We start from the raw sequence: 23,265 nt of genomic DNA, 5'->3' as shown, positions 1-23,265 counted from the left end.
TACGCCACAGCCGTTGTAGATTCACAACATCAATTTCAATACATGAAAAATATGTGAAATAAAGTTGAAATTAATTTCAGATTATTTCAAATAATACATATTATTTTAATTCAAATATTTTTTGTATTAACTTTTAAATCGTCGGATTTATTATTTATCTTTTCGCTCTCCGCAATAACGAAATTGCGATCGAATATACCGCTGCCGGCTTTGTATGTTTTTGAAGGCGGCAATAAAAATTCTTCTGCGCACAATAACGCGTTTGACGAGCAGATCGTTTGTTGTCGCAGCGGGTTCAGGCGCAGGTTGCCGATACGGACATGCCGCTGCGTTCCGGAAGTCATAGCTGCACGCAACACAGCTGGCGCGCGGGGCGATCTTGCGCTGCCGGACAGGCCAAGCCCTGTCTGTGCTGACGGTGCGACAGGGCCTGGCGGGGCGGGGCTGCCAACGGCCACCGCCCTGCTTCGCCGCTATTGTCGCAATCTTACCGGAAAGGCGGCTCGTTGAAGGCGCGCAGCTTGCGTGAATGCAGCCGGTCGCCTTGTTCGCGCAGCAGGTCGCAGCAGATCAGGCCGATTTTGAGATGGCTGGCGATCGCCTCTTCGTAAAAGCGGTTGGCCTGCCCCGGCAGTTTCAGTTCGCCGTGAAGGGGCTTGTCCGACACGCATAGCAAGGTGCCGTAGGGCACGCGGAAGCGATACCCTTGGGCACTGATCGTCGCGCTTTCCATGTCGATGCCGATCGCACGACTGAGGTTGAAGCGCATGGCGGACGCGCTGTAGCGCAGCTCCCAGTTGCGATCATCAGTCGTGACGATGGTGCCGGTTCGCATCCGCTTCTTGAGGTTCGTGCCGCCTTCACCGCTCACCATCTCGGCGGCCTGCGCCAGTGCCTGCTGGACCTCGGCGATCGCGGGGAGCGGGATTTCAGGCGGCAGCACCGGGTCCAGCACGTGATCGTCACGCAAGTACGCATGGGCCAGCACATAGTCGCCGATGCGCTGGCTTTCGCGCAGGCCCCCGCAGTGCCCGATCATCAGCCATGCCTCGGGCCGCAGCACCGCCAGGTGATCGGTGATGGTCTTGGCGTTGGAAGGCCCGACGCCGATGTTGACCAGCGTGATGCCGGAGCGATCCGGGCGGATCAGGTGATAGGCCGGCATCTGGTGACGCCGCCATGCCGTGTCTGACAGGCGGACGCGGGCGTTGTCCGTCGGCGCATCCAGGTACAGCCCGCCAGCACCCGAAAGCGCGACGTAGCCGTCTGATCCCACCTGCTTTCCGGCCCAGTCCACGAACTCGTCCACATAGCGGTGGTAGTTGGTGAACAGGATGAAGCGCTGGCAATGGTCCGGGCTGGTGCCGGTATAGTGCGCCAGACGCGCCAGGCTGAAATCGGTGCGCAAACCGTCGAACAGGGCCAGCGGCTGCGCCTCGTCAGGCGCGAAGACGTGGATGCCGTCCGCGATCTCGTCACCGATCATCGCCAGATCGGTGCTGGGGAAATGCGTCGCCAGGTCTTGCGGGCTCACCGCGCCGACCGCCACGCCTTCCAGCACATAGGGAAAGGGAATTTCCTGCGCGGACGGGGCAACGTCGAAATCGACCTCGTACTCCGCCTCGATCAGCGCCAGCTGCTCGGCCAGATAATCGGCGAACAGGTGAGGGCGGGTGATCGTGGTAGTGTAGGTGCCCGCGCTTTCGAGGCGACCGAACGCACGGGAGGCGCGCGCCGCGCGTTCGGTGCCGCGATAGGTGATGCGCAGTTCCGGATACGTCCAGAGGCGCTTTTCGCGGCGATCGGCGGGGGGAAGGGTGCCGTGTTCGACGAAGGCGGTAATATCGGCCTTCAGGGTGGCAACAGCGGCATCGTAAACGCGGACCAGTTCCGCGAGGGTATCGTTCGTCTTCTGCATGACGACGTATTACGCACTTTGTGTTGCGGTGCAATGGCGTGCGTACCACGCGCTTGGTGGGCGTGGTGCTGAACACAGAGTATCACGCAAAAAGCCCCCGCTTCGTGAGAAGCGAGGGCTTTTTGTCGTATCGGTTGCGAGAGCTGAGGGCGGGATCAGGCCTGGGCCTGCGCCTCGCCTTCGCCCTCGGGCTCGTCGACCGCGATTTCGCCGGGTTCGGCGTTCGGATCGTACGCTTCGGTGAAGCCGGCAACGTCCTGCTCGAACATCGCAGCCATCACGTCCACGCCCTGCGACTGCAGTTCGGCCTCGTCGGGCGAACGCGCGACGTTCACCTTGACGTTTACGGACACTTCAGGGTGCAGGCTGACCTTGACGTCGAAGATGCCGAGCGTCTTGATCGGGCGTTCCAGCACGATCATGTGCTTGGCCACGTTGGCGCCTTCGGCGTTCAGCGCGTCCACGATGTCGCGGACCGAAACCGAGCCGTACAGCTGGCCCGAGTTGGACGAGGCACGGATCAGGACGACCTGCTTGCCTTCGACGTTGCTCGAATTGGCCTGCGCCGCAGTGCGACGTTCGGCGTTTTCAGCCTCGATCTTGGCGCGGTTGGCTTCGAAGACCTTCTTGTTCGCCTCGTTGGCGCGAAGGGCCTTCTTGTTGGGCAGCAGGAAGTTACGGGCGTAACCGTCCTTGACCGAGACGACGTCGCCGATGGCGCCGAGCTTCTCGATGCGTTCCAGGAGGATGATCTGCATGGGTCTGGCCCTCCTTACTTGACGATGAAGGGCAGCAGGCCGATGTGCCGGGCGCGCTTGATCGCCTGGCTCAGCTCACGCTGCTTCTTTGCGGAAACCGCGGTGATGCGGCTCGGAACGATCTTGCCACGCTCGGACATGAAGCCCTGCAGCAGACGTACGTCCTTGTAGTCGATCGTCGGCGCGTTCTTGCCCGAGAACGGGCACGACTTGCGGCGGCGGAAGAATGCACGTGCCATGGATCAGGCTCCTTCACGTTCACGACGGCGCGTACGCTCGCGGTCGCTCTTGCGCATCATGACCGAGGGGCCTTCCTCGTGCTCGTCAACGCGAATGGTCACGTAACGGATCACGTCCTCGTTGATCGAGGTCTGACGCTCGAGCTCGGCGACGGTGGCGCCGTTGGCTTCGATGTTCAGCAGAACGAAGTGCGCCTTGCGGTTGCGCTTGATCTTGTAGGCGAGATTCTTGAGGCCCCAGGCTTCGGTCTTGATGACCTTGCCCTGGTTCGACTCGACAATCTCGGTGGCGGCGGCGGCAAGTGCATCGACTTGCGCCTGGCTGAGGTCCTGGCGTGCCAGGAACACGTGCTCATAGAGAGCCACGGCAATTTCCTTCATCTGGTCCAACCGATCGCTGGCTTGTCCGCGGGATTGCGGGGCCCCTCCGGCTTTCTTCGGGTTTTTCGGCCCGTCTGCGACGGCGAAGGCGGGCCCTTAGCCTATTGGCCACAGAACGCAACCCCTGCGCGCCGGCCATGTCCCAATTCGAGTATGGGGATGTTGCGCCGAATCGTTAAATTGTTGCGCGTTTCGGATCGCGCGTTAGCAAGACGGTCATACTGAAATATCAGCGAGTCGTTCCATGAAAACAGCCGTTCGTACCGCCATTCTCACGCTTCTGGCCAGCGCCGCCCTGCCGGCCATGGTGCCGTCGGCCGCTTTTGCGCAAGCCTCCACCAGCAAGGGTGCGACCGCTGACACGGTGACGACGCAGCTGCCGCGCAGCGTGCGCCCCAGCCACTATGACCTGACCGTGACGCCCGATGCAAAGGCGCTGACATTCGCCGGCAAGGCGGCAATAACCGTGGATGTGGTGGAGGCAACGAGCGCCATCACGCTGCATGCCGCCGACCTAGCGATCGGCAAGGCCATCCTGGCTTCGAGCGCGGGCAAGGCGATGGGCACGGCCAGCGTTGCCCTGAACGCCGAGGCGCAGACTGCAACGTTAACTTTCGCAAAGACGATCACGCCGGGCCGCTACGTGCTGTCCATCGATTACACCGGCAAGATCAACACGCAGGCGTTCGGGCTGTTCGCGCTGGATTACAAGGCCAAGGACGGCACCAGCAAGCGCGCGCTGTTCACCCAGTTCGAAAACTCCGACGCGCGGCGCTTCATGCCCAGCTGGGACGAGCCGTTCTGGAAAGCCACGTTCGACCTCAAGGCCGTGGTGCCGACCGACGAAATGGCGGTAGGCAACCTGCCGGTCACGAACCGCAAGGACCTTGGCGGCGGCAAGACGCTGGTCACTTTCGGCACCAGCCCGAAGATGTCCACGTACCTGCTGTTCTTCGGTGTCGGCGATTTTGAACGCAAGACCAAGATGGCCGGCGCGACCGAAGTGGGCGTGCTGACCAAGCGCGGCGACGTGGCGCAGGCGGATTACGCGCTCAACGCCTCGGCGGACCTGCTGCCGTGGATGAACGACTATTTCGGCACGGCGTACCCTTTGCCCAAGCTGGACCATGTCGCCGCGCCGGGCCGCAGCCAGTTCTTCTCCGCGATGGAGAACTGGGGCGCGATCTTCTATTTCGAGAACGCGATGCTGCTCGATCCCAAGATCGCGTCGAACGAACTGCGTGAGCGTATCTTCACCGTGGTGGCCCACGAAATGGCGCACCAGTGGTTCGGCGATCTTGTCACCATGTCGTGGTGGGACGACCTGTGGCTCAACGAGGGCTTCGCCTCGTGGATGGAAGGGCGCGCGACCGCCAAGTTCCATCCTGAGTGGCACCCTGAGCTGACCGCACTGGGTTCACGCGAAAGCGCGATGAGTCAGGATAGCTACGTCACCACCCATCCGATCATCCAGCACATCGCAACGGTGGAGGAAGCAAGCCAGGCCTTCGACAATATCACGTATTCCAAGGGCGAAGCGACGATCCGCATGCTCGAAGCCTATGCGGGCTCCGACAAGTGGCAGGCCGGCGTGCAGGCGTATATGCGCCGCTATGCCCATACCAACACGGTGACCGACGATCTGTGGCGCGAGATCGACAAAACCTCTGGCAAGCCGATCAGCCTTATCGCGCACGATTTCACCCTGCAGCCGGGTATCCCGCTGGTGAAGGTGACCGAAAGCTGCGCAGGGGGCACCACCGCGCTGGCGCTGGAGCAGGGCGAATTCACGCGCGACCGTCCCGGCAAGCAGCCGCTGGCCTGGCGCGTGCCCGTGCGCGCTGCCGGTGCGGGCGGCGAGGCGGAGATGCTGTTGCAGGGCAAGGGCGCGCTCAAGGTCGCCGGATGCGGCCCCGTGGTCGTGAACGCCGGGCAGACCGGGTATTACCGCGTGCAGTATGATCCGCGCACGTTCGCGCAGTTGACCAAGGGCATCGGTTCGGTGCAGCCGGTCGATCAGCTGGGTATCCTCAACGATGCGGTGGCGCTGGGTTATGCCGGCAACCAGCCGATGGCCGACATGCTGGGGCTGATCGCGGCACTGCCCGCCGATGCCTCGCCGCAGGTCATGGAGCGGGCAGCGCAAGTGATCGACGGGCTGGCTGACTATGCACGCGGTAACCCCGCCCGCACGGCGGCGCTGTCACGGTTTGCCGCGGCGCGGTTGCTGCCGGTGCTGAACGCGCTTGGATGGACCCCCAAGGCGAACGAGCCGGCGACGGCCGGGAACTTGCGCAGCACGCTGATCGGCGATCTGGGCAGCCTTGGCGAACCGACCGTCGTTGCCGAAGCACGCCGCCGTCTCGCGGCATCACGCAGCGATCCGTCTGCCATCGATCCTTCGGTGCGCTTGGCGATCCAACGCGTAGTTGCGATCAATGCGGATGCGGCGACATGGGACGTGCTGCATGAGATGGCGCGCACCGAAACGTCAGCTCAGGTGAAGACAACGCTTTATGCGCAGCTGGGCCTGGCGCGCGACCCAGCGCTGGCGGACAAGGCGCTGGCCCTGTCACTCACCGATGAGCCAGGGGTGACGACCAGCCCGGTGATCGTGAGCGCTGTGGCGCAAGAACACCCGGACAAGGCGTTCGACTTCGTGCTGGCGAACTACGATGCGGTGATGAAGCGTGTGGATGCGTCGGGCGCGACCCGGTTTGTGGGCCGTCTGGCGCAGGATAGCGCCGACCCAGCGATGCCCGGCAAGCTCGACGCCTATGCCAAGGGGCACCTGGCTGCCGGCTCGCGTCGTCCGGTGGACGAGGCCATCGCCAAAATCCAGGATCGCATAAAGGTTGCACAGACGCGCATTCCTGAAGTGGATGCGTGGCTGGCTAAAGCCAAGTATTGACGCGTAAGCCGGCCTGCGCCTCGCTGAAAGGCGCAGGCCGGTTATGCTATCGTGAGGGCCGCGCAATCAGGCGGTGAGATGCGCCGCAAGATGCTTGTTCATTTCGAACATGCTGGACTTCTTGCCACCGAAGATCTTTTCGAGCTTTTCGTCGGCCAGGATCTGGCGGCGGTCCTTCGGGTCCTGCAGGTCGTGCTTCTTGATGTAGTCCCACACTTTCTTCACCACTTCGCTGCGGGGCAGCTGATCCTTGCCGACGATCTCGGCAAGCTGGGGCGAGGGGGTGACGGGCGCGGCGATGCCACCTTTGGCACCCCCGGCGGCCTTTGCCGGTGCCTTGGCCTTGGTGGCTTTGGGGGCAGTAGTTTTGGAATCAGTGGCTTTGGCCGCGCTTTTGGCGGCGGAGGTTTTCTTGGCGGCCGGCTTTTTAGCTGCGGCTTCCTTGGTGCTGCTCATCAGGCTTTCCTCAGTTGCTTGCGCCGGATCGACGCTTCGACATCTGAGCAATTCGCCGGGTGGGCGAAAAGTTGCCGGGGCACGCGCATTGTGAGGCAGGTGCCCCCCGTGCTGCCGTCTTACTCCCCCACGCCGAAACGCCCGGCGGTCATGCGATGATGACTGCCGGGCGCACCTTCCGGGGGACGGGAGGCCAGTATTGTCGGCGCGGCGCTTAGCGCAGCAGCGACAGGACGTTCTGCTGGCTCTGGTTAGCCTGCGCCAGCATTGCGGTGGAGGCCTGGCTCAGGATCTGGGCCTTGGCCATCTGCGTGGTTTCTGCCGAATAGTCCGCGTCCTCGATGCGGCTGCGGGCGTCGGACAGGTTGGTGACGGTGTTGGTCAGGTTGTTGATCGCCGATTCCAGGCGGTTCTGGCCGGCGCCCAGCGAGGCGCGGGTGGCGTTCACGTCGCCCAGCGCCTTGTCCACGTTGGTGAGCGTGGTGGTCGCCTTGGCGGCGTCGGTCACGTCGAGCGCGGTGGCCGACAGGTTGGTGCCGTCGATCGCCTTGCTGGTCAGCGTCACTTTCTCGCCGCCGTTCGAGCCGGTCTGGATATCGAAGGTGAGGTCAGTGCCCGCCGTGGTCGAGATCAGCGTGTTGCCGTTGAACTTGGTCTGCGTGAAGCTGTCGTTGATCTGCGTGGTCAGCGCGGTGACTTCCTGCTGCATCGCGGCGCGGTCGGACGTCTGGTAGGTACCCGAGGCCGACTGGATCGCCAGTTCGCGCACCCGCTGCAGCATGTTGCCCACTTCCGACAGCGTGCCCTCGGCGGTCTGCGCCAGCGAGATGCCGTCGTTGGCATTGCGCACGCCCTGGCTCATGCCGCGGATCTGCGAGGTCATCGAGGTGGAGATGGCGAGGCCTGCGGCATCGTCCTTGGCGGAGTTGATGCGCTTGCCGGTCGACAGGCGCTCCATCGCCGTGCCGAGCATCTTGTTGGCGGCGTTGGAGGCGTTCGCGGCGCGGATCGAGCTGATGTTGGTGTTGATGACTGACATGAATAATCCCCGGTAAGTCTCTGCGGAAAGCCCCGGAAGTGGAGCGTCCTTCGCATGTCAGACAGAACGGCGGGGTCCCGCAGGATTTAAGAGCTTTGTGCTTTCGCTTGATCGCAGCGCCATTCCTGCCCAAGGCTTTACGCTTGTTCGTACCTGCAAACGACAAGGGGTTATTTCACCGATGCCATCCGGCCTAGTTGCACTGCTTGATGACGTGTCCGTCATTGCCCGCGCCGCCGCCGCCTCGCTCGATGATGTGGGGGCAGGAGTAGCGAAAGCCGGCAGCAAGGCCGCCGGCGTGGTGATCGACGATGCGGCGGTGACGCCCGGCTACGTCACCGGTTTCACGCCGGACCGCGAACTGCCGATCATCTGGAAGATCACCAAGGGCAGCTTGTTCAACAAGCTGATCATCCTCTTGCCGATCGCTCTGTTGCTGAGCGCGTTCCTGCCGATGGCGATCACCCCCATCCTGATGGTCGGCGGGCTGTACCTGGCGTTCGAGGGTGCGGAAAAAGTGCTCGAGAAGCTGAGCGGCGCCAAGCACGGGGAAACGCTGGAAGACCCGGTCGAAGACGTTGCCGCGTTCGAGAAATCGCGCGTGTCAGGGGCAGTGCGCACCGACCTTATCCTCTCGGCCGAAATCATGGCGATCGCGCTTGGGCAAGTTGGCGACAAAACGATATTCATACAGGCGGTGGCGCTGGCGCTGGTGGGCATCGTCATCACCGTCGCGGTATACGGCACAGTGGCGCTCATCGTGAAGATGGACGATGTGGGGCTGCATCTCACGAAAAAGGCCAGCGCCGCGGCGCAAGCGACGGGAAGATTTTTGCTGAAAGCGATGCCGGTGGTTCTCAAGGTGCTAGGCACGGTCGGCACCGTGGCGATGCTGTGGGTTGGTGGAGACATCATCGTGCATGGGTTGGAGGGCTTAGGCGTGCCTCAACCCGCGCATGTCTCGCATGTCGTTCATGATACAGTTGCTGAAGCGGCAGGACCGCTGGGGCCGGTAGCGGGCTGGCTAGGGAAGACACTGGTATCGGCCATCGTCGGCCTCGTGCTGGGCGGCATCGTGGCGACGATCGTTCACATCGTCGCCAAGGCACGCGGCAAGGCCCACTGATCAGGGCAATTCGGCCAGCAGTTCTCGGGCGAACGTCGTCAGCGTATCGTCGCGCGCGCCCATGATGACCACGCGATCACCGGGGCGGGCGAGAGCGGCGATACGGGTGCCGCAGTCGGCGCGGTCGGCGATATATTCCGCCGTGCCGCCGTGGCTTTGGATCAGCCGCACGATCCGTTCGCTGCCTTCGCTGCGATCAACCGTGCCACCGAAATAGACCGGATCGCAAAGGATCGTCATATCGCCGGCACTCAGGCGCTGCGCGAACACTTCGGCCAGTTCCGCCCCCATCTGTCGCAGCGGACCGTAGCCGTGCGGCTGAAAGAAGGCGATCACCCGCCCGGGATGGGCTTTCAGGGTCGCCAGCGTGGCCGAAACCTTGTCCGGGTTATGGCCGAAATCATCGATCACGGTAATGCCAGCGGGCGACGTGCCGACGATGTCAAAGCGCCGCGCCAGCCCTGCGAAAGAACCCAGCGCCGCTACCGCCGTGCCCAGATCGACGCCGGCCGCGTTCGCAGCGGCGATGGCGGCAAGCGCATTGTACAGGTTGTGGCGCCCGGGAACCTGCAGGCGCAGCGGATAGCTCGCTCCGTCACGGCGGTCGACGATCGTTGCGGCAAGGGTGGTCGGGCCTTCCACAATGTCGAGCGCACCGATCTGCGCCTTCGGGCTGGTGATACCGAAAGTTACCAGAGCCTTGGCGCGCGAGGCCAGTGCTGCGGTTTCGGCATCGTCCAGATTGATCGCGGCGACGGCAGCGCGGCTGAGGAAATCGCCGAACAACGCGCGCAATTCTTCAAGGCTCTTGTGGTCGAGGCTGACATTGCCCAGCACCGCCACGTGGGGGCGATACAGCGCGATGGACCCGTCGCTCTCGTCCACTTCCGATACAAATACTGCCCCTTGGCCCACGCGCGCGCTGGCGAAGGGGGCATCCGGCGAGGCGAAGTTCTTCATCACCGCCCCGTTCATGATCGTAGGATCACCGCCCGCGTGCGTCAGGATCCACCCGGTCATCCCGGTGACCGTGGACTTGCCGGAGGTGCCGCCGATCGCAATGCCCTGCGGCGCGGCGTTGAACAGCGTTGCCAGCAACTGCGCCCGGCTCATGCGCGCGCAGCCCAGCGCGGCGGCGCGCACCACTTCGGGCACCGTGGCTTCCACGGCGGCAGACGCCACCAGAGTCTGCTCCGCCGATACGATTCCGCTGCCGTCCTGGGGATGCAACACGAAACCGAGTGATGCCAGCCACGCGAACTTTTCCGGGCTGCGGCCCTGGTCGCGGCTGCGGTCCGACCCGGCGACCTGCGCGCGGTGGCCCTTGAGGATCAGCGCCAGCGGCAACATGCCAGAGCCGCCGATGCCGCAAAAGAACCAGGGATGGGCGGTCAGGTCGGTGGATTGCGTCATGCATAAAGCCGTATGCGGCCTTGCCGCTTGTGACAACCTCGATAGAAAAGGGCCATGATCCGCATCGCCGTCTGCGCCCCGTCCACTCCGATCACCCCACACGATGCGCAAGCCGTGCAAACGCTGGCTGCCGCCCAATTTCCCGGCGTTGAACTGACCATTCACCCGCAGTGCTTTGCGGTGGCCGGGCATTTTGCCGGCAGCGACGCGCAGCGCACGGCAGCGCTGGTGGAATGCGCCAACGATCCGGGCATCGACGCGGTGTGGTTCGCGCGGGGCGGCTATGGCGCGTGCCGGATCGCCGAAGCGGCCATCGCGCAGTTCGACCATGCCGCTGGGCAGAAGACCTATCTGGGCTTTTCCGACGCGGGGTATCTGTTGGGCGGCTTGTACCGCGCCCGCATCGGCCGCCCGGTACATGGCCCGATGCTGGCCGACATTCGCCGCACCGGCGGTGCCGATGCCGTAACCCGCGCGCTGGCATACCTGTCGGGCGCGCGGGATGGGCTGGAGCCTTCGCTGGCGGAGGAGCGCCATCCTGTTGCCGCCTTCAACCTGACGACGCTGGCGATGCTGGCGGGCACGCCGCTGATGCCCGGGCTCGCCAATCACGTCGTGATGGTCGAGGAAGTGTCGGAATACCTTTACGCCGTCGATCGCCTGTTCTTCCATGTAGCAGCCCACCTTGGCGGCATTGCCGGCCTGCGGCTGGGGCGGGTTAGCGACGTGCCGGAAAACGACCGTCCGTTCGGGGCCGATGCGCAAGCGATCGCGCGCGAATGGTGCCAACGCCACGCGATCCCGTTTCTGGGCGCCGCCGACATCGGCCACGATGCAGCCAACAGGATAGTTCCGTTCGGTTGACCGGTGCGGTACACCCTGCTCATAAAAAGAAAACCGGGAGAGTTAGGTGACGGCATTGCCGATACGACAGATCGCGTATTTCGTGCCGGACGTGCGCGCGGCTGCCCGTGCGCACTCCGCCGCATTCGGGTCGGGGCCGTATTACATCGCGGATCACATCCCGCTGGTCCGCGCCGTTCATCGCGGCGTGGAGCGCGAACTCGATCATTCCAGCGCCTATGGCCAGTGGGGCGAAGTGATGATCGAGTTCTGCCAGCAGAACAACGCGGGCCCTTCCGCCTTCCACGATCTCTATCCCGAAGGATCAGGCAGTCAGGGCCTACACCATGTGGCGCTGTTCGCGGACGATCTGGATGCGGTGGTGGCGCAGTTCACCGATGCAGGTCACGCGCTGGCGCTGGACGCCGAGATGACGGACGGCTTCCGCTACGCTTTCATCGATACCGTGGCGCTGCATGGCCATATGCTGGAACTGTACGCCCCCACGGCCAGCCTGCTGGGCTTCTACGATCTGGTGCGGCGCAAGGCCGGAAACTTCAGCAAGGGCGTGACCATCGACATCGCTTTCGGGTGACGGAACCGCGACGGGGCTTGCGCAAAACGCCCGAGGGCAATACCCCGCCGCGCCACAGAAGGCAGGCTTGCGGTTGAGGCGAAAGCCCAGCAAGCCTGGTCGCGATGCAAGGAGCGGTGTCAGATGCGTGCATTCGTTTTTCCCGGACAGGGTAGCCAGAAGGTCGGCATGGGCGTCGAATTGGCAGAGGCCAGCGCGGTGGCGCGTGAGGTGTTTCAGGAAGTTGACGATGCGTTGGGCCAGCATCTGTTCCGCATCATGGGGCAGGGGCCTGAAGAGGAACTGCTGCTGACCGAAAACGCCCAGCCTGCGATCATGGCCAATGCCATCGCGGTGCTCCGGGTGCTGGAAAAGGAAGGCGGCATCGCTCTGGCGGACAAGGCCGATTTCGTGGCCGGGCATTCGCTGGGCGAATATACCGCACTTTGCGCCGCGGGCGCGTTCAGCTTGTCCGATACCGCGCGGCTGCTGAAGCTGCGCGGCCAGTCAATGCAAGCCGCCGTGCCGGTGGGTATCGGCGCGATGGCGGCGCTGCTGGGTGCGGACATCGCGAAGGCGACCGCCCTGGCCGAAGCCGCCGCTGAGGGTCAGGTCTGCACCGTCGCGAACGACAACGATCCCGGCCAGGTTGTGCTGTCCGGCCACAAGGAAGCGATCGAACGCGCGATTGCCCTGGTCAAGGAGCATGGAATCAAGCGCGGCGTGCCGCTGCCGGTTTCCGCCCCGTTCCACTGCCCGCTGATGCAGCCTGCCGCCAACGTCATGGCAGAGGCGCTGGCCGCCACGCCGCCGGGGCAGCTGCGCGTTGCGCTGTTTGCCAACGTCACCGCCGCCGTCGTCACCGATCCCGCCGAAGTGCAGCGCCTGCTGGTCGAGCAGGTGACCGGGCGCGTGCGCTGGCGCGAAAGCGCGATCGCGATGCACGCTGCCGGCGTGGAACACTTCGTGGAACTGGGCGGCAAAGTGGTCGGCCCGATGATCAAGCGGTCCGCAGGCGACGTTGAAGTGAGCGCGGCAAGCACGATGGCCGAGATCGAGGAATTGGCGAAAAGCCTGTAAGTCAGACCTGTACAAGCCCCGCCGTGAACCGGGGCGACCAAGGAGTTTTCGCGATGTTCAACCTTACCGGAATGACCGCGCTCGTAACCGGCGCCAGCGGCGGCATCGGCTCATCGGTGGCACGCGCGCTGGCGGCGCAGGGCGCGCGGCTGGCGATCTCGGGCTCCAACGCGGAAAAGCTGCGCGCTTTTCGCGACGAGCTCGACGATCACCGCCCGCAGCATCTGCAGGAAGTGGATCACGTGGCGATCGCCTGCAATCTGGGCGATGCCGATCAGGTGGAAAAGCTGGTGCCCGCCGCGCTCGAATCGCTGGGCAAGATCGATATCCTGGTGAACAACGCCGGCATCACCCGCGATAACCTGGCGATGCGCATGAAAGACGAGGAGTGGGACCAGGTGATCCGCATCAACCTGGAATCCACATTTCGCCTGATGCGCGCGGTCACCAAGCCGATGATGAAGGCGCGCTTCGGGCGCATCGTCAACGTCACATCGGTGGTGGGCACGACCGGTAATCCCGGCCAGATGAATTACTGCGCGGCGAAGGGCGGCATCACCGCCATGTCCAAGAGCCTGGCGCAGGAACTGGCCACGCGCGGCGTGACGGTGAACTGCATCGCCCCCGGCTTCATCCGCACCCCGATGACCGACGTGCTGCCTGACGCGCAGAAAGAGGCGCTCAACGCACGCATCCCGATCGGCCGCATGGGCGAGGGCGAAGAGATCGCCGCCGCCGCCGTGTTCCTGGCCAGCAAGGAAGCGGCTTATGTCACCGGGCAGACGATCCACGTCAACGGCGGGATGGTGATGGTTTGAGGCACGCGGGCAGGGCGGTTCGTAACCTGTTCGCAAGACTTGCGGATATCTGCCGATTTATCCCCAGATTCGCCGGTTTCGCGCCGCGTTTGCCTTGCCGCTGGGCCTTCGTGCGTTAGAGATAGTGGTCCGAATTTAGGGGTTTTGCGAAACCCGGCCCGATCAAGGGGGACTTTAGGCTGTCATGAAGGCCACTATCGAACGCGCTACGCTGCTGCGCTGTCTATCGCACGTGCAGTCCGTGGTTGAGCGCCGCAATACCATTCCGATCCTGTCGAACGTATTGATAGAGGCGGCTGCAGGCGGCGCGCTGAGGATCATGGCGACGGACCTTGACCTGCAGGTGGTGGAAACGCTCAGCGCGGTTTCGGTGGAGCAGGCCGGCGCGATCACGGTTTCGGCACACCTGCTGTTCGACATCGCGCGCAAGTTGCCCGAAGGCAGCCAGGTCAGCCTGGATGCGGCGGACAATCGCATGGTGGTGAAGGCCGGGCGCAGCCGCTTCCAGCTGCCCACCTTGCCGCGTGACGATTTTCCGATGATCGCGGAAGGCGAACTGCCCACCAGCTTCGAGATTGCGGCTGCCACCCTGGCGCAGTTGATCGACCGGACGCGGTTTGCGATCTCCACCGAAGAGACGCGGTATTACCTCAACGGCATTTTCCTGCACGTCTCGGACGAGGAAATGAAAGCCGCCGCCACGGACGGTCACCGGCTGGCGCGCTTCACCATCGCCCGGCCCGATGGCGCCGAAGGTATGCCGGATGTGATCGTGCCGCGCAAATGCGTGGGTGAACTGCGCAAGCTGCTGGAAGAAGCGCTGGACACCAACGTGCTGGTGGATCTGTCCGCCAGCAAGATCCGCTTCACGATGGGCGGCGAACATGGTGTTGTGCTGACCAGCAAGCTGATCGACGGCACCTTCCCCGATTACACCCGCGTCATTCCCACCGGGAACGACAAGCTGCTGAAAGTCGATCCCAAGACCTTCTTCCAGGGCGTGGACCGCGTGGCCACGATCGCCACCGAAAAGACCCGCGCGGTCAAGATGGCGCTCGACACCGACCGGGTGACGCTGTCCGTCACTTCGCCAGACAACGGCACCGCGGCCGAAGAAGTGCCCGCGCAGTATTCCTCCGAAGGGTTCGAGATCGGCTTCAACGCCAATTATCTCAAGGACATCCTGGGCCAGATTGAAGGCGACACCGTTGAACTGCACCTGGCCGATGCCGCCGCGCCAACACTGATCCGTCAGGACGAAAAGAGCCCGGCGCTCTACGTGCTGATGCCGATGCGGGTCTAGGCTCCTCGATAATGCCGAAAACGGGGTCGGGCGTGAAAACGTCCGGCCCCGTTTTCGTTTGCGGTCCTGGCCTACTTACGACCCCGCCGGGGGCGCAGCGCATCGCGCATGGCGAAGCTGGAACTGATCCGCGTCACTCCCGGCAGGCGGGACAGCACTTCGCCGTGGATCGCCTCGTATGCCGCCACGCTTTCGGTGCGCAGCCGCAGCCAGTAATCGACGTTGCCGCCCATCAGGAAGCATTCGCGCACTTCCGGGCACTTGCGCACGGCGTTTTCGAAGCGGGAGAGATAATCGTCGGTCTGCCGGTCAAGCGTGACCTGCACCACCACGTCCACGCCCCGCTCATCCTCGTCCTGCGGGCCGGTCAGCACGGTGTAGCCGCGAATGACGCCGCGATCCTCCATCATGCGGATGCGGCGCAGGCATGCGGACGGTGACAGGCCCACCGCCTGCGCAATCTCGGCGTTGGGCTTGCGCCCGTCTGTTTGCAGCAGGCGCAGGATCGCGCGGTCCAGTTCGTCGGCTACCCATGGCACGAAGCTGCGTATCCTTTGCACGATGTTGCCAATAATCGTGTTTCCTAGCATTTCGTGCGAGCATCTGGCAGCCTATTTGAAACGCGGTGCGATACGATCCGCGTCGCGTGATTTGCTATGGAGCTGTGCGTGAACGACGGTGCGCGCCTGATGATCGATCTGGATGCCCTGGCCGCGAACTATCGCCTGCTGGCAGCGCAAGTAGCGCCGGCGCACTGCGCGGGTGTGGTGAAGGCCGATGGTTATGGCCTTGGCGCGGAGGCGGTCGCCCGCACGCTGATCGCGCACGGATGCTGCCACCTTTTCGTGGCGCTGCTGGGCGAGGCCGAGGCGCTGATTCCGCAACTGAGCGACCCTGCGGTGCCGGTCTATGTGCTTAACGGCCTGATGCCGGGATCGGAAGGCGCGTGCGCACGGATCGGCGCGATCCCCGTGCTCAACTCTCTTGACCAGATCGTGCGCTGGAAGGCGCAGGCTGACACGCACGGCGACGTGCTGCCAGCAATCCTGCAGCTGGATACCGGCATGTCCCGCATGGGTCTGCCGCAGGACGAGCTGGACGCGGTGCTGGCCCGGCCCGAACTGCTGGACGGGATCAGCTTGCGCTATCTCATCAGCCACCTGGCCTGCGCCGACGACCCGGCGGACCCAGCCAATGCGATGCAGGCGCAGCGTTTTCGCGCCATCGCTGCGCATTTTCCCGGCGTGCCGGCTGCGCTGGACAACAGTGGGGGTGCATTTCTGCCGCGTGGGCACTTCGATCTCGTGCGCGCAGGGATCGCGCTGTATGGCGGCGCGCCCGGGCCCGGTGACAATCCGATGCGCGCCGTAGTCGCGCTGGAAGCGCGCATCACCCAGGTGCGCAACATTCCCGCAGGGACCGGCGTTGGATACGGGATGACGTTCCACGCCCCCCATGCCATGCGCCTTGCCACCGTGCCGGTCGGCTATGCCGATGGATGGCCGCGCAGCCTGGGCAATCGCGGGGCGGGGTATATCGGCGGCATCCGCGCGCCAATCGTCGGGCGCGTGTCGATGGACAGCATCATTCTGGACGTGACCGATGTTCCCGAGCGGCTGCTGAAGCCCGGCGATCCGGTGGAACTGATCGGCCCGCATCAGACGCTGGACCAGGTGGCGCACGATGCCGGGACGATCTCCTACGAAATCCTCACCCAGTTGAGCGCGCGCTATGAGCGGCGATATCTGCCCGCAGCCCAAGCGCCCGCGATCCAGAATTTGCAGCGGAGCGCAGCATCATGAAAGTCGCCATTCTGGGCAGCGGCGTGATCGGCGTGACGACCGCTTGGTATCTCGCGCAGGCAGGGCATGAGGTGGTGGTGGTCGATCGCCAGCCCGGCCCGGCGCTGGAAACCAGCTTCGCCAATGCCGGGGAGATTTCGCCCGGCTATGCCTCTCCGTGGGCGGCACCGGGCATTCCGATGAAGGCGCTGCGCTGGCTGGCGATGAAGCATGCGCCGCTGATCCTGCGCCCGCACGCCGATCTGGCGACGCTGCGCTGGCTGGTGGCGATGCTGGGCAACTGCAACGCGCGCAGCTACGCGGTCAACAAGGCGCGCATGGTGCGCCTGGCCGAATTCAGCCGCGACCGCCTGATCGCGCTGCGCCAGTACACCGGCATCCGGTATGATGAGCGGATGCAGGGCACCCTACAGCTTTTTCGCGAGCAAAAGCAGCTTGATGCCATCGGTAAGGACATCGCCGTGCTCAGCGCGGACGGGGTGCCGTTCGAAGTCTTGGACAAGGCCGGCTGCATCGCCGCGGAGCCGGGTCTGGCCGCCAGCCAAGCACCCATCGCCGGTGGCTTGCGGCTGCCGCATGACGAAACGGGAGATTGCTTCAAGTTCACCAATGCCCTTGGCGAACTGGCACGCGCGCGGGGTGTCGATTTTCGCTACGGCGTAACCGTATCGCGCATCGTCGCCGATGGCGGGCGGATCGTGCGGGTCGATAGCGATGCCGGGCCGATCGTGGCGGACGCCTATGTCGTGGCGGCGGGCAGCTTCTCGCCCCAGCTGGTTGCGCCGCTGGGGATTCGGCTGCCGGTCTATCCGGTTAAGGGCTATTCGCTCACCGTGCCGATCGTGGATGAGGCGCGCGCGCCGGTATCGACGCTGCTGGACGAAAGCTACAAAGTGGCGATAACCCGGCTGGGCGAGCGTATCCGGATCGGTGGAATGGCCGAAATCTCGGGCTTTTCGCGTGATCTGCCGCCTGAGCGGCGCGCGACGTTGGAGCATTCGGCAGGCTCGCTGTTTCCCGGCGCCGGCGATCTGGCCGCTGGCACGTTCTGGTCCGGCCTGCGCCCGATGACACCGGACAGTACGCCGGTGATCGGGCCGACGCCGATCCCCAACCTGTTTCTCAACACCGGGCATGGCACGCTGGGGTGGACGATGGCTTGCGGGTCCGCGCATGTCCTGGCGGACATCATATCGGGGCGCAGGCCCGAGATCGAAGCGGGCGACCTGGCGATCAGCCGCTACTGAACCACTACGCAAAAAAGAGACGATCCATGACCATCACCCGCATCGACCAGGGCCCGCGCATGAGCGAGGCCGTTATCCACGGCAACACGATCTATCTTGCGGGGCAGGTGGGCGAACCCGGCGAAGACGTTACGGCGCAGACCAAAACCGCGCTGGCAGAGATCGAGGCGCTGCTGGCCAAGGCCGGCAGCAGCAAGGATCATTTGCTTTCGGCCACGATCTGGCTGGCGGACATTGCCGATTTCGAAGTGATGAACGCGGTGTGGGACGGCTGGATCGCGGGACATCCCACGCCTGCCCGGGCTACCGGCGAATCGAAGCTGGCATCGCTGGACTACAAGGTGGAAATCATCATGATCGCCGCCAAAGGCTGACGATCACGGATGCAGAGCAAGCGGGCTCAACCGGCCACCTTTTCCTGCAGGTCGCGCTCCACCCGGCCGAAACCTTCGGCCGATTCCATCGCCACATCCAGCGGACGGCCGCCCAACTTGCCGCAATCGGCATTGAGGTAGGCGATGGCGGCATCGCGGCCCAGCGTTTCCAGCGCCAGCTTGGTGACGCGGCCTTGCCGGCCGGCGGCATCGGGCGAAAGCTTGGGGCGATCGGACCAGCGCATGCGCTTGGGTTTGGGCTTGGGAGCGTCTTCGGTCTCGGTGGTTTCGGTCATGTCCAGCGTCCTTGAAAGGGGGAGGGGCGGTTGAGCGCCGCGAACTTGTGCAACTGCGCGCTAACCTGCATCTGGCCCAGCGCCGATCGCATCGCTGCTTGCAGGCGAGTCAATCCGTTGTCTGGTCCAATGTCCGGGGCCGCGGCTTCGAGAAACCGGGAGGCCGCTTCCCGGCCACCCAGCAACAGGAACGCCAGGCGCGAAATCTCGTCACGGCGCTGGCACAGGCGGGAATGTGCTGGCGCTTCGCGCCACTGGCGACCATGGGCCATCGGCATGCCGCGCCGTGCTGGCGGCGTTGAAAAGCCGGGCGGGTTGGCAACCGTCACAGACATGAAATATTCGCCAAGGACCGTGCTGATGGTAGCAAATCGGCGATGTCACTTGCGCTCACATCTGCAAGAAACGCCGCCTTGTCACACGAAGATGCAGATCCGATTCGAGAATTGGTGCAGGTGGGATAAATCGTGCGGCAAAAAACGAACGGCAGCATATCCATCGGGGTTCTCCTTTGTGCGGGAGGCCGTCTGGTCTCTCAGTTGCCAAGGCGCGAGATATCTTCGGCAATACGCCGCTTGTAGGGCAAATTCGCCGATACGCCATTTAATTCGGGCAAGGTCGCAATCGACGAAGTTCCCCGTTTCGCGCTGTTTGCGAAGGGGATTGAATTTTTCGGGATTGCGGCCTACATGGCTCTCGCTTCGTCGGTTGCGACGGGAATATCGGCCGCCTTGCGCGGCCTCCCACCCTCAGGCTGCATAGCTCGATCGTTTGCGTCACGCATGCGTAGGGTCGAATGCATGCTTATTTTGGATATATTGGATTGGCCAAGGAAGAACTGTTGACGATGGAAGGCTACATCGAGGAAATCCTTCCCGATGGGCGTTTTGCCGTTCTGCTCGACAATGAGCACAAGATCATTGCCTACACCGCTGGCAAGATGCGCAAGTTCCGCATCCGCTCGGTGGTCGGCGATCGCGTGCACGTCGAGATGACTCCTTACGATCTTTCCAAGGGTCGGATCGTCTTCCGGGAACGTACTCCCGGCCAGACAGGTGGACCCCCGCGCAAGCGTGGAGGCTTCAAACGATAAGAAGAACGCGGGATATAAAGACCGCGCTTTAAAGGAAACTATGCATACTTTTACCACGGGCGCAGGTCTGCGCTCCACAAGCATCGAAAATCATCGCCATCTTGGCACAACAGCGCACCTGACGCTGCAGCCCGCCGGGCTGCTATCCCGGGAAAACCTTCGGCGCCTCGTCGCCGCAATGGTCGACTGACCATTCTTTATCGGCCCGGACCGGCCTTGGGATCACCCAGGGCGGACCAGCCGATCAACCGGACCCTCAGGGTCACGGGAATTTACAGGCAGCGCCCCGCAACGGGTAGCTGCCGTATTTTTGTGACGGCTGCCAGGCGCGCCGTATTCACCGCACCGCGAAGCCGAAGTCGCCTTGGGCAGGTTGCCCGTCGAGCCCTGCGGCCCGCCAGGTTATGCTGTATGTTCCGGCCGGAAGTGCGCGCGGCAGTGCCACGGTGATCGTGTTTTCCGCCACCTGCGCCGTAAAACCCGCCACCTTCATCGGTGCGTGGTTGGCCATGCCGGGCATTGCGGTCATCGTAATGTCCAGCCCGGAGACGGCGGGCGCCAGTTTTTCGGAGAACCGCAGGGTGATCGCCGTCGGCTTCTCGACACTGGTTTCAGCGGCGGGGGTGGACGCAACCAGGTGCGGCTGCGCGAGGGCGATGACGGGAATCGCACTTATCGCTACAGCGGCGATGACAGCAAGGGCGTTGCGGTGCATAAGCGTGATCTTCCGTTTCCATCCGTGATGCGATCCACCTTGAAGCCGGGCCGCTGCCGCGCAAGCATTATGCGACTGTCTGTGCTTTGTGGCATCATCATCCAGCATGAAAAAGCATGAATTCGCCTGATATCCCCGCGCCAGCCCCGATAACCCGCCGTTCCGTTCTGGCAGGCGGCGTTCTGGCGGGCGCCGTCGGCCTGGGCCGGATGTTTCCGGCGTGGGCCAGAAGCGGCACGGCGGGAATCGGCCCTGCGGCGGCGGGATTCGGAGCGCTGACCGGGACCGATTTCGCCTTGGAGATCGCGCCCAGCCATTTTGCTACCGGTGGCCGCGCGGCCCATGCCGTCACCATCAACGGCACGCTGCCTGCGCCTTTGCTGCGGCTGCGTGAAGGCACCACGGCACGGATCGCGGTGACCAACCGCTTGCAGGAACAAACCTCGCTGCACTGGCACGGCCTGCTGGTGCCGTTCCAGATGGACGGGGTGCCGGGCATCAGTTTTCCTGGCATCGATCCGGGCGAGACGTTCACGTACGAATTTCCGGTCAAACAGTCCGGCACGTACTGGTATCATTCGCATTCCGGCATGCAGGAAGCGGTGGGTCTGTACGGCCCGATCGTGATCGACACCGCCGGGCCGGATCCCCTTGCGTGTGACCGCGAACATGTGATCGTCCTGTCCGACTGGAGCACGATGCATCCGCACGAACAGATGCGGCGGCTCAAGATGATGAGCGGGTATTTCAACCGCCAGCGCCAGACGCTGGCAGGGCTGCTCGCGGGCCGCGACCAGTCGCTCTCCGATCGTCTGGCATGGGCGCGCATGCGCATGGACGCGACCGATATTTCGGACGTTACCGGCTCGACCTACAGCTATCTGGTGAACGGCCATGGCACGCCTGAAAACTGGACAGGGCTGTTCGCGCCGGGCGAGAAGGTGCGCCTGCGCGTCGTCAACGCATCGGCGATGACCAACTTCAACTTCCGCATTCCCGGCCTTGCGCTGACGGTGGTGGCGGCGGACGGCAACCCGGTGCAACCGGTGCAGACCGACGAAGTGCAGATCGCCATTGCCGAGACGTACGACTTCGTGGTGGAACCGCGCGATGTGCCGGCCTACGCCATCGTGGCCGAGGCGATCGACCGTTCGGGGCAGGTGCGCGCCACCCTGGCGCAACGTGTCGGGCTGCTGGCCGATGTGCCGAAACTGCGTGCCCGCCCGATCCTGACCATGCGCGACATGGGGATGGACATGGCGGGTATGGAGATGGGCAAGGGCGATGTGCTCGATCTGTCCAAGCCCGCGATGGGGGGTATGGCGGGTCATTCCATGAAAATGCGCGATCCGTCCGTCGCGCCCACGGTGCCGCTGGGTCCGGGGGTGGCCATGCTTGCGCCGATGCCGGTGGACCGGCTGGCGGACCGGCCGACCGGGCTGGAGGCTGTGGATCACCGCGTGCTGACGTATGCCGATCTGCGCGCGCGGGACGCCAATCCCGATCCGCGCCCGCCGTCCCGGCACATCGACGTGCATCTGACCGCCAACATGGAGCGGTACATGTGGTCGATGGACGGCGAGGCGATGTCCGAACGGACCGCGCCGATCCCCTTCCGGCTGGGCGAACGGGTGCGCGTCACCCTCATAAACGACACGATGATGCCGCACCCCATTCACTTGCACGGCCACTTCTTCGAACTGGTGAGCGGCGAGGCGGGGCACCGCGCGCGCAAGCACACCGTCAACGTGCTGCCCGGCGGCAAGGCGGCGTTCGACCTGACCGCCGATGCCGAGGGCGACTGGGCGTTTCATTGCCACATGCTGCTGCACATGCACGCGGGCATGATGCGCGTGGTCACCGTGCGGCGCGAGGCGTGAGACGGGATCGCCGGACTTGCGCGCTGTTCGCGGCGCTGATCGCCGTGTCGGTGGCTACGGGCGCGGCGGCGCAGGATGCCGGCGCGATGCCTCCCGGTCAGGAGCATGCCGGCATGGCGCACGGATCGGGCCGGTCTGCTGACCAAAGCGCGGGGCAGATGGCGGACCACCAGCACGACCGCGCCGCCATGGACATGGCCGGGCCAACCGATGCACCGCCACCGCCGGTCCCGACCGACCATGCGGGGGATCGCATCTTTTCGCCCCAACACATGGCGGCGGCGCGCCAGGCGATGAACGCGGAAATGCAGGTCACCACAGGTGCCGTGATCATCGACCGGCTGGAGTATCGCGCGGGCCGCAACGGGGATGAGATCGGCTGGGACGGCACCGCGTGGTATGGCGGCGATATCAACCGGGCGGTCCTTGCCAGCGAGGGCGATCGCGCCGTTGCGAGCAAGTCCGGCCGGGCGGAGGCCAGCGCCTACTGGCGCCGCGCGCTCGACCCGTGGTTCAACCTGCAACTGGGCGTGCGGCAGGATCTGGGGCCGGGATCGCACCGATCCTACGCGCTGATCGGCATCGAGGGGCTGGCGCCGTACTGGTTCGATGTGGATGCCCAGCTGTTCGTGTCGACGCAGGGCGACGTGCATGCGCGGACCAAGGCTTCGTACCAGCAGCGCATCACCCAATCGCTGGTACTTGAGCCCGAGATGGAGGTCGATTTCGCGTTTCAGGACGTGCCGGCCATCCAGATGGCGTCCGGGTTCGAGCGGATGGAACTGGGCACGCGGCTGCGATACGAGCGCAACCGCGCCTTCGCGCCCTACGTCGGTGTGCATTGGGAGCGCAGGCTTGGCGACACCGCCCGGCTGACGCGCACCGCGGGCGACCGGGCATCGGGCGTGTCCGGCGTTGTGGGCGTGCGGGCGATGTTCTGACCTGATCCGCAGCACGACCGGCAAGTCTGCCGCATCCCCGCTTGAAACCGTCCGTGCG

Annotated in this window: 25 protein-coding genes; 13 read left to right on the top strand and 12 right to left on the bottom strand. The window is 64.2% G+C overall.

The features are described 5' to 3' along the window. Positions 1-110 precede the first annotated feature (110 nt). From ASE49_RS18145 to rpsF, 5 genes are all read right to left on the bottom strand, one after another. Positions 111-458 carry a hypothetical protein gene (locus ASE49_RS18145; protein WP_156370174.1) on the bottom strand — a complete coding sequence of 116 codons (348 nt, stop codon included), beginning with the start codon at positions 456-458 and terminating at the stop codon, positions 111-113. Positions 459-487: 29 nt separating this feature from the next. After that, positions 488-1,918, bottom strand: a complete 1,431-nt coding sequence (locus ASE49_RS06875) for an AMP nucleosidase (RefSeq protein WP_056769711.1) — start codon at positions 1,916-1,918, stop codon at positions 488-490. A 155-nt stretch (positions 1,919-2,073) separates the two neighbouring features. After that, entirely contained in the window at positions 2,074-2,676 is a 603-nt protein-coding gene (gene rplI, locus ASE49_RS06870) for a 50S ribosomal protein L9 (protein WP_056769708.1), read from the bottom strand. A 14-nt stretch (positions 2,677-2,690) separates the two neighbouring features. Further along, complete coding sequence (gene rpsR / locus ASE49_RS06865; RefSeq protein ID WP_056769707.1) at positions 2,691-2,915, bottom strand: 30S ribosomal protein S18; 225 nt, start codon at positions 2,913-2,915, stop codon at positions 2,691-2,693. Positions 2,916-2,918: 3 nt separating this feature from the next. Next, a complete protein-coding gene (gene rpsF / locus ASE49_RS06860; protein ID WP_056770904.1) occupies positions 2,919-3,281 on the bottom strand; it encodes a 30S ribosomal protein S6 in 363 nt (120 codons plus the stop codon). Between the two features lie 259 nt (positions 3,282-3,540). Here rpsF and ASE49_RS06855 point away from each other — a divergent pair, with 259 nt between their 5' ends. Then, positions 3,541-6,207, top strand: a complete 2,667-nt coding sequence (locus ASE49_RS06855; protein ID WP_056769704.1) for a M1 family metallopeptidase — start codon at positions 3,541-3,543, stop codon at positions 6,205-6,207. A 66-nt stretch (positions 6,208-6,273) separates the two neighbouring features. On the opposite strand, the gene ASE49_RS18870 is transcribed toward ASE49_RS06855, so the two are convergent. Continuing rightward, positions 6,274-6,663 (bottom strand): SWIB/MDM2 domain-containing protein, encoded by a 390-nt coding sequence (locus ASE49_RS18870; protein ID WP_082456348.1) that lies wholly within the window; start codon positions 6,661-6,663, stop codon positions 6,274-6,276. 214 nt (positions 6,664-6,877) lie between these two features. Beyond that, the gene (locus ASE49_RS06845; protein ID WP_056769702.1) at positions 6,878-7,702 is read right to left on the bottom strand and encodes a flagellin N-terminal helical domain-containing protein; all 825 of its coding nucleotides are present in this window, start codon (positions 7,700-7,702) and stop codon (positions 6,878-6,880) included. A gap of 181 nt (positions 7,703-7,883) precedes the next feature. On the opposite strand from ASE49_RS06845, the gene ASE49_RS06840 reads away from it, so the two are divergent. Then, on the top strand, positions 7,884-8,828 hold the full coding sequence (locus ASE49_RS06840; protein WP_056769700.1) for a DUF808 domain-containing protein: 945 nt from the start codon (positions 7,884-7,886) through the stop codon (positions 8,826-8,828). On the opposite strand, the gene ASE49_RS06835 is transcribed toward ASE49_RS06840, so the two are convergent. Then, positions 8,829-10,241: a glutamate ligase domain-containing protein gene (locus ASE49_RS06835; protein WP_056769699.1), complete on the bottom strand. Its 1,413-nt coding sequence runs from the start codon at positions 10,239-10,241 to the stop codon at positions 8,829-8,831. Positions 10,242-10,295: 54 nt separating this feature from the next. Here ASE49_RS06835 and ASE49_RS06830 point away from each other — a divergent pair, with 54 nt between their 5' ends. The 5 genes from ASE49_RS06830 (at position 10,296) to dnaN (ending at position 14,859) form a co-directional block, all read left to right on the top strand. After that, complete coding sequence (locus ASE49_RS06830; RefSeq protein ID WP_056769696.1) at positions 10,296-11,105, top strand: LD-carboxypeptidase; 810 nt, start codon at positions 10,296-10,298, stop codon at positions 11,103-11,105. 46 nt (positions 11,106-11,151) lie between these two features. Beyond that, positions 11,152-11,679 (top strand): VOC family protein, encoded by a 528-nt coding sequence (locus tag ASE49_RS06825; protein ID WP_056769694.1) that lies wholly within the window; start codon positions 11,152-11,154, stop codon positions 11,677-11,679. 123 nt (positions 11,680-11,802) lie between these two features. Beyond that, positions 11,803-12,738 carry an ACP S-malonyltransferase gene (gene fabD, locus ASE49_RS06820; protein WP_056769692.1) on the top strand — a complete coding sequence of 312 codons (936 nt, stop codon included), beginning with the start codon at positions 11,803-11,805 and terminating at the stop codon, positions 12,736-12,738. A gap of 53 nt (positions 12,739-12,791) precedes the next feature. Then, positions 12,792-13,556 (top strand): 3-oxoacyl-[acyl-carrier-protein] reductase, encoded by a 765-nt coding sequence (fabG, locus tag ASE49_RS06815; protein WP_056769690.1) that lies wholly within the window; start codon positions 12,792-12,794, stop codon positions 13,554-13,556. Positions 13,557-13,740: 184 nt separating this feature from the next. Then, positions 13,741-14,859: a DNA polymerase III subunit beta gene (dnaN, locus tag ASE49_RS06810; protein ID WP_056769688.1), complete on the top strand. Its 1,119-nt coding sequence runs from the start codon at positions 13,741-13,743 to the stop codon at positions 14,857-14,859. Positions 14,860-14,930: 71 nt separating this feature from the next. Here dnaN and ASE49_RS06805 read toward each other — a convergent pair whose 3' ends face one another. Then, positions 14,931-15,398, bottom strand: coding sequence for an Lrp/AsnC family transcriptional regulator (locus ASE49_RS06805; RefSeq protein WP_056770899.1), 468 nt, complete (start codon positions 15,396-15,398; stop codon positions 14,931-14,933). A 129-nt stretch (positions 15,399-15,527) separates the two neighbouring features. On the opposite strand from ASE49_RS06805, the gene alr reads away from it, so the two are divergent. Genes alr through ASE49_RS06790 form a run of 3 tightly spaced genes read left to right on the top strand, consistent with a single transcriptional unit; the run spans position 15,528 to position 18,282 of the window. Next, a complete protein-coding gene (alr, locus tag ASE49_RS06800) occupies positions 15,528-16,661 on the top strand; it encodes an alanine racemase (RefSeq protein ID WP_156370172.1) in 1,134 nt (377 codons plus the stop codon). Next, positions 16,658-17,908, top strand: a complete 1,251-nt coding sequence (locus ASE49_RS06795; RefSeq protein ID WP_056769683.1) for a D-amino acid dehydrogenase — start codon at positions 16,658-16,660, stop codon at positions 17,906-17,908. Before alr ends, ASE49_RS06795 begins: the two co-directional genes overlap by 4 nt. A 26-nt stretch (positions 17,909-17,934) precedes the next feature. Next, positions 17,935-18,282 carry a RidA family protein gene (locus ASE49_RS06790; RefSeq protein WP_056769681.1) on the top strand — a complete coding sequence of 116 codons (348 nt, stop codon included), beginning with the start codon at positions 17,935-17,937 and terminating at the stop codon, positions 18,280-18,282. 26 nt (positions 18,283-18,308) lie between these two features. On the opposite strand, the gene ASE49_RS06785 is transcribed toward ASE49_RS06790, so the two are convergent. After that, positions 18,309-18,578, bottom strand: coding sequence for a hypothetical protein (locus ASE49_RS06785; protein WP_056769679.1), 270 nt, complete (start codon positions 18,576-18,578; stop codon positions 18,309-18,311). Further along, positions 18,575-18,913: a hypothetical protein gene (locus tag ASE49_RS06780; RefSeq protein WP_056769677.1), complete on the bottom strand. Its 339-nt coding sequence runs from the start codon at positions 18,911-18,913 to the stop codon at positions 18,575-18,577. The genes ASE49_RS06785 and ASE49_RS06780 overlap by 4 nt, the downstream gene beginning before the upstream one ends. A 488-nt stretch (positions 18,914-19,401) precedes the next feature. Here ASE49_RS06780 and infA point away from each other — a divergent pair, with 488 nt between their 5' ends. Beyond that, positions 19,402-19,671, top strand: coding sequence for a translation initiation factor IF-1 (gene infA / locus ASE49_RS06775; protein ID WP_056770896.1), 270 nt, complete (start codon positions 19,402-19,404; stop codon positions 19,669-19,671). A 337-nt stretch (positions 19,672-20,008) separates the two neighbouring features. On the opposite strand, the gene ASE49_RS06770 is transcribed toward infA, so the two are convergent. Next, complete coding sequence (locus ASE49_RS06770; RefSeq protein WP_056769675.1) at positions 20,009-20,386, bottom strand: copper resistance protein CopC; 378 nt, start codon at positions 20,384-20,386, stop codon at positions 20,009-20,011. A gap of 116 nt (positions 20,387-20,502) precedes the next feature. On the opposite strand from ASE49_RS06770, the gene ASE49_RS06765 reads away from it, so the two are divergent. Together ASE49_RS06765 and ASE49_RS06760 are read left to right on the top strand one after the other, a co-directional pair. Continuing rightward, positions 20,503-22,266 (top strand): copper resistance system multicopper oxidase, encoded by a 1,764-nt coding sequence (locus ASE49_RS06765; RefSeq protein ID WP_056769672.1) that lies wholly within the window; start codon positions 20,503-20,505, stop codon positions 22,264-22,266. Further along, positions 22,263-23,207, top strand: a complete 945-nt coding sequence (locus ASE49_RS06760) for a copper resistance protein B (protein ID WP_056769670.1) — start codon at positions 22,263-22,265, stop codon at positions 23,205-23,207. The genes ASE49_RS06765 and ASE49_RS06760 overlap by 4 nt, the downstream gene beginning before the upstream one ends. Positions 23,208-23,265: the final 58 nt, after the last annotated feature.

Origin of the sequence: Novosphingobium sp. Leaf2, assembly GCF_001421325.1 — a bacterium.
Lineage (GTDB): Bacteria > Pseudomonadota > Alphaproteobacteria > Sphingomonadales > Sphingomonadaceae > Novosphingobium.
The sequence above is the reverse complement of the archived record's forward strand: the minus strand, read 5'-3'. Positions and strand labels throughout refer to the sequence as shown.

Excerpts from the sequence above, each read along its gene's own strand:
- ASE49_RS06835 (WP_056769699.1), bottom strand. The coding sequence starts at position 10,241 with ATGACGCAATCCACCGACCTGACCGCCCATCCCTGGTTCTTTTGCGGC.
- ASE49_RS06790 (WP_056769681.1), top strand. The coding sequence starts at position 17,935 with ATGACCATCACCCGCATCGACCAGGGCCCGCGCATGAGCGAGGCCGTT.
- ASE49_RS06840 (WP_056769700.1), top strand. The coding sequence starts at position 7,884 with ATGCCATCCGGCCTAGTTGCACTGCTTGATGACGTGTCCGTCATTGCC.
- fabG (WP_056769690.1), top strand. The coding sequence starts at position 12,792 with ATGTTCAACCTTACCGGAATGACCGCGCTCGTAACCGGCGCCAGCGGC.
- ASE49_RS06780 (WP_056769677.1), bottom strand. The coding sequence starts at position 18,913 with ATGTCTGTGACGGTTGCCAACCCGCCCGGCTTTTCAACGCCGCCAGCA.
- rpsR (WP_056769707.1), bottom strand. The coding sequence starts at position 2,915 with ATGGCACGTGCATTCTTCCGCCGCCGCAAGTCGTGCCCGTTCTCGGGC.
- fabD (WP_056769692.1), top strand. The coding sequence starts at position 11,803 with ATGCGTGCATTCGTTTTTCCCGGACAGGGTAGCCAGAAGGTCGGCATG.
- ASE49_RS06855 (WP_056769704.1), top strand. The coding sequence starts at position 3,541 with ATGAAAACAGCCGTTCGTACCGCCATTCTCACGCTTCTGGCCAGCGCC.
- ASE49_RS06770 (WP_056769675.1), bottom strand. The coding sequence starts at position 20,386 with ATGCACCGCAACGCCCTTGCTGTCATCGCCGCTGTAGCGATAAGTGCG.
- ASE49_RS06795 (WP_056769683.1), top strand. The coding sequence starts at position 16,658 with ATGAAAGTCGCCATTCTGGGCAGCGGCGTGATCGGCGTGACGACCGCT.
- ASE49_RS06830 (WP_056769696.1), top strand. The coding sequence starts at position 10,296 with ATGATCCGCATCGCCGTCTGCGCCCCGTCCACTCCGATCACCCCACAC.
- ASE49_RS06875 (WP_056769711.1), bottom strand. The coding sequence starts at position 1,918 with ATGCAGAAGACGAACGATACCCTCGCGGAACTGGTCCGCGTTTACGAT.
- ASE49_RS18870 (WP_082456348.1), bottom strand. The coding sequence starts at position 6,663 with ATGAGCAGCACCAAGGAAGCCGCAGCTAAAAAGCCGGCCGCCAAGAAA.
- ASE49_RS06765 (WP_056769672.1), top strand. The coding sequence starts at position 20,503 with ATGAATTCGCCTGATATCCCCGCGCCAGCCCCGATAACCCGCCGTTCC.
- dnaN (WP_056769688.1), top strand. The coding sequence starts at position 13,741 with ATGAAGGCCACTATCGAACGCGCTACGCTGCTGCGCTGTCTATCGCAC.
- rplI (WP_056769708.1), bottom strand. The coding sequence starts at position 2,676 with ATGCAGATCATCCTCCTGGAACGCATCGAGAAGCTCGGCGCCATCGGC.
- ASE49_RS06785 (WP_056769679.1), bottom strand. The coding sequence starts at position 18,578 with ATGACCGAAACCACCGAGACCGAAGACGCTCCCAAGCCCAAACCCAAG.
- ASE49_RS06845 (WP_056769702.1), bottom strand. The coding sequence starts at position 7,702 with ATGTCAGTCATCAACACCAACATCAGCTCGATCCGCGCCGCGAACGCC.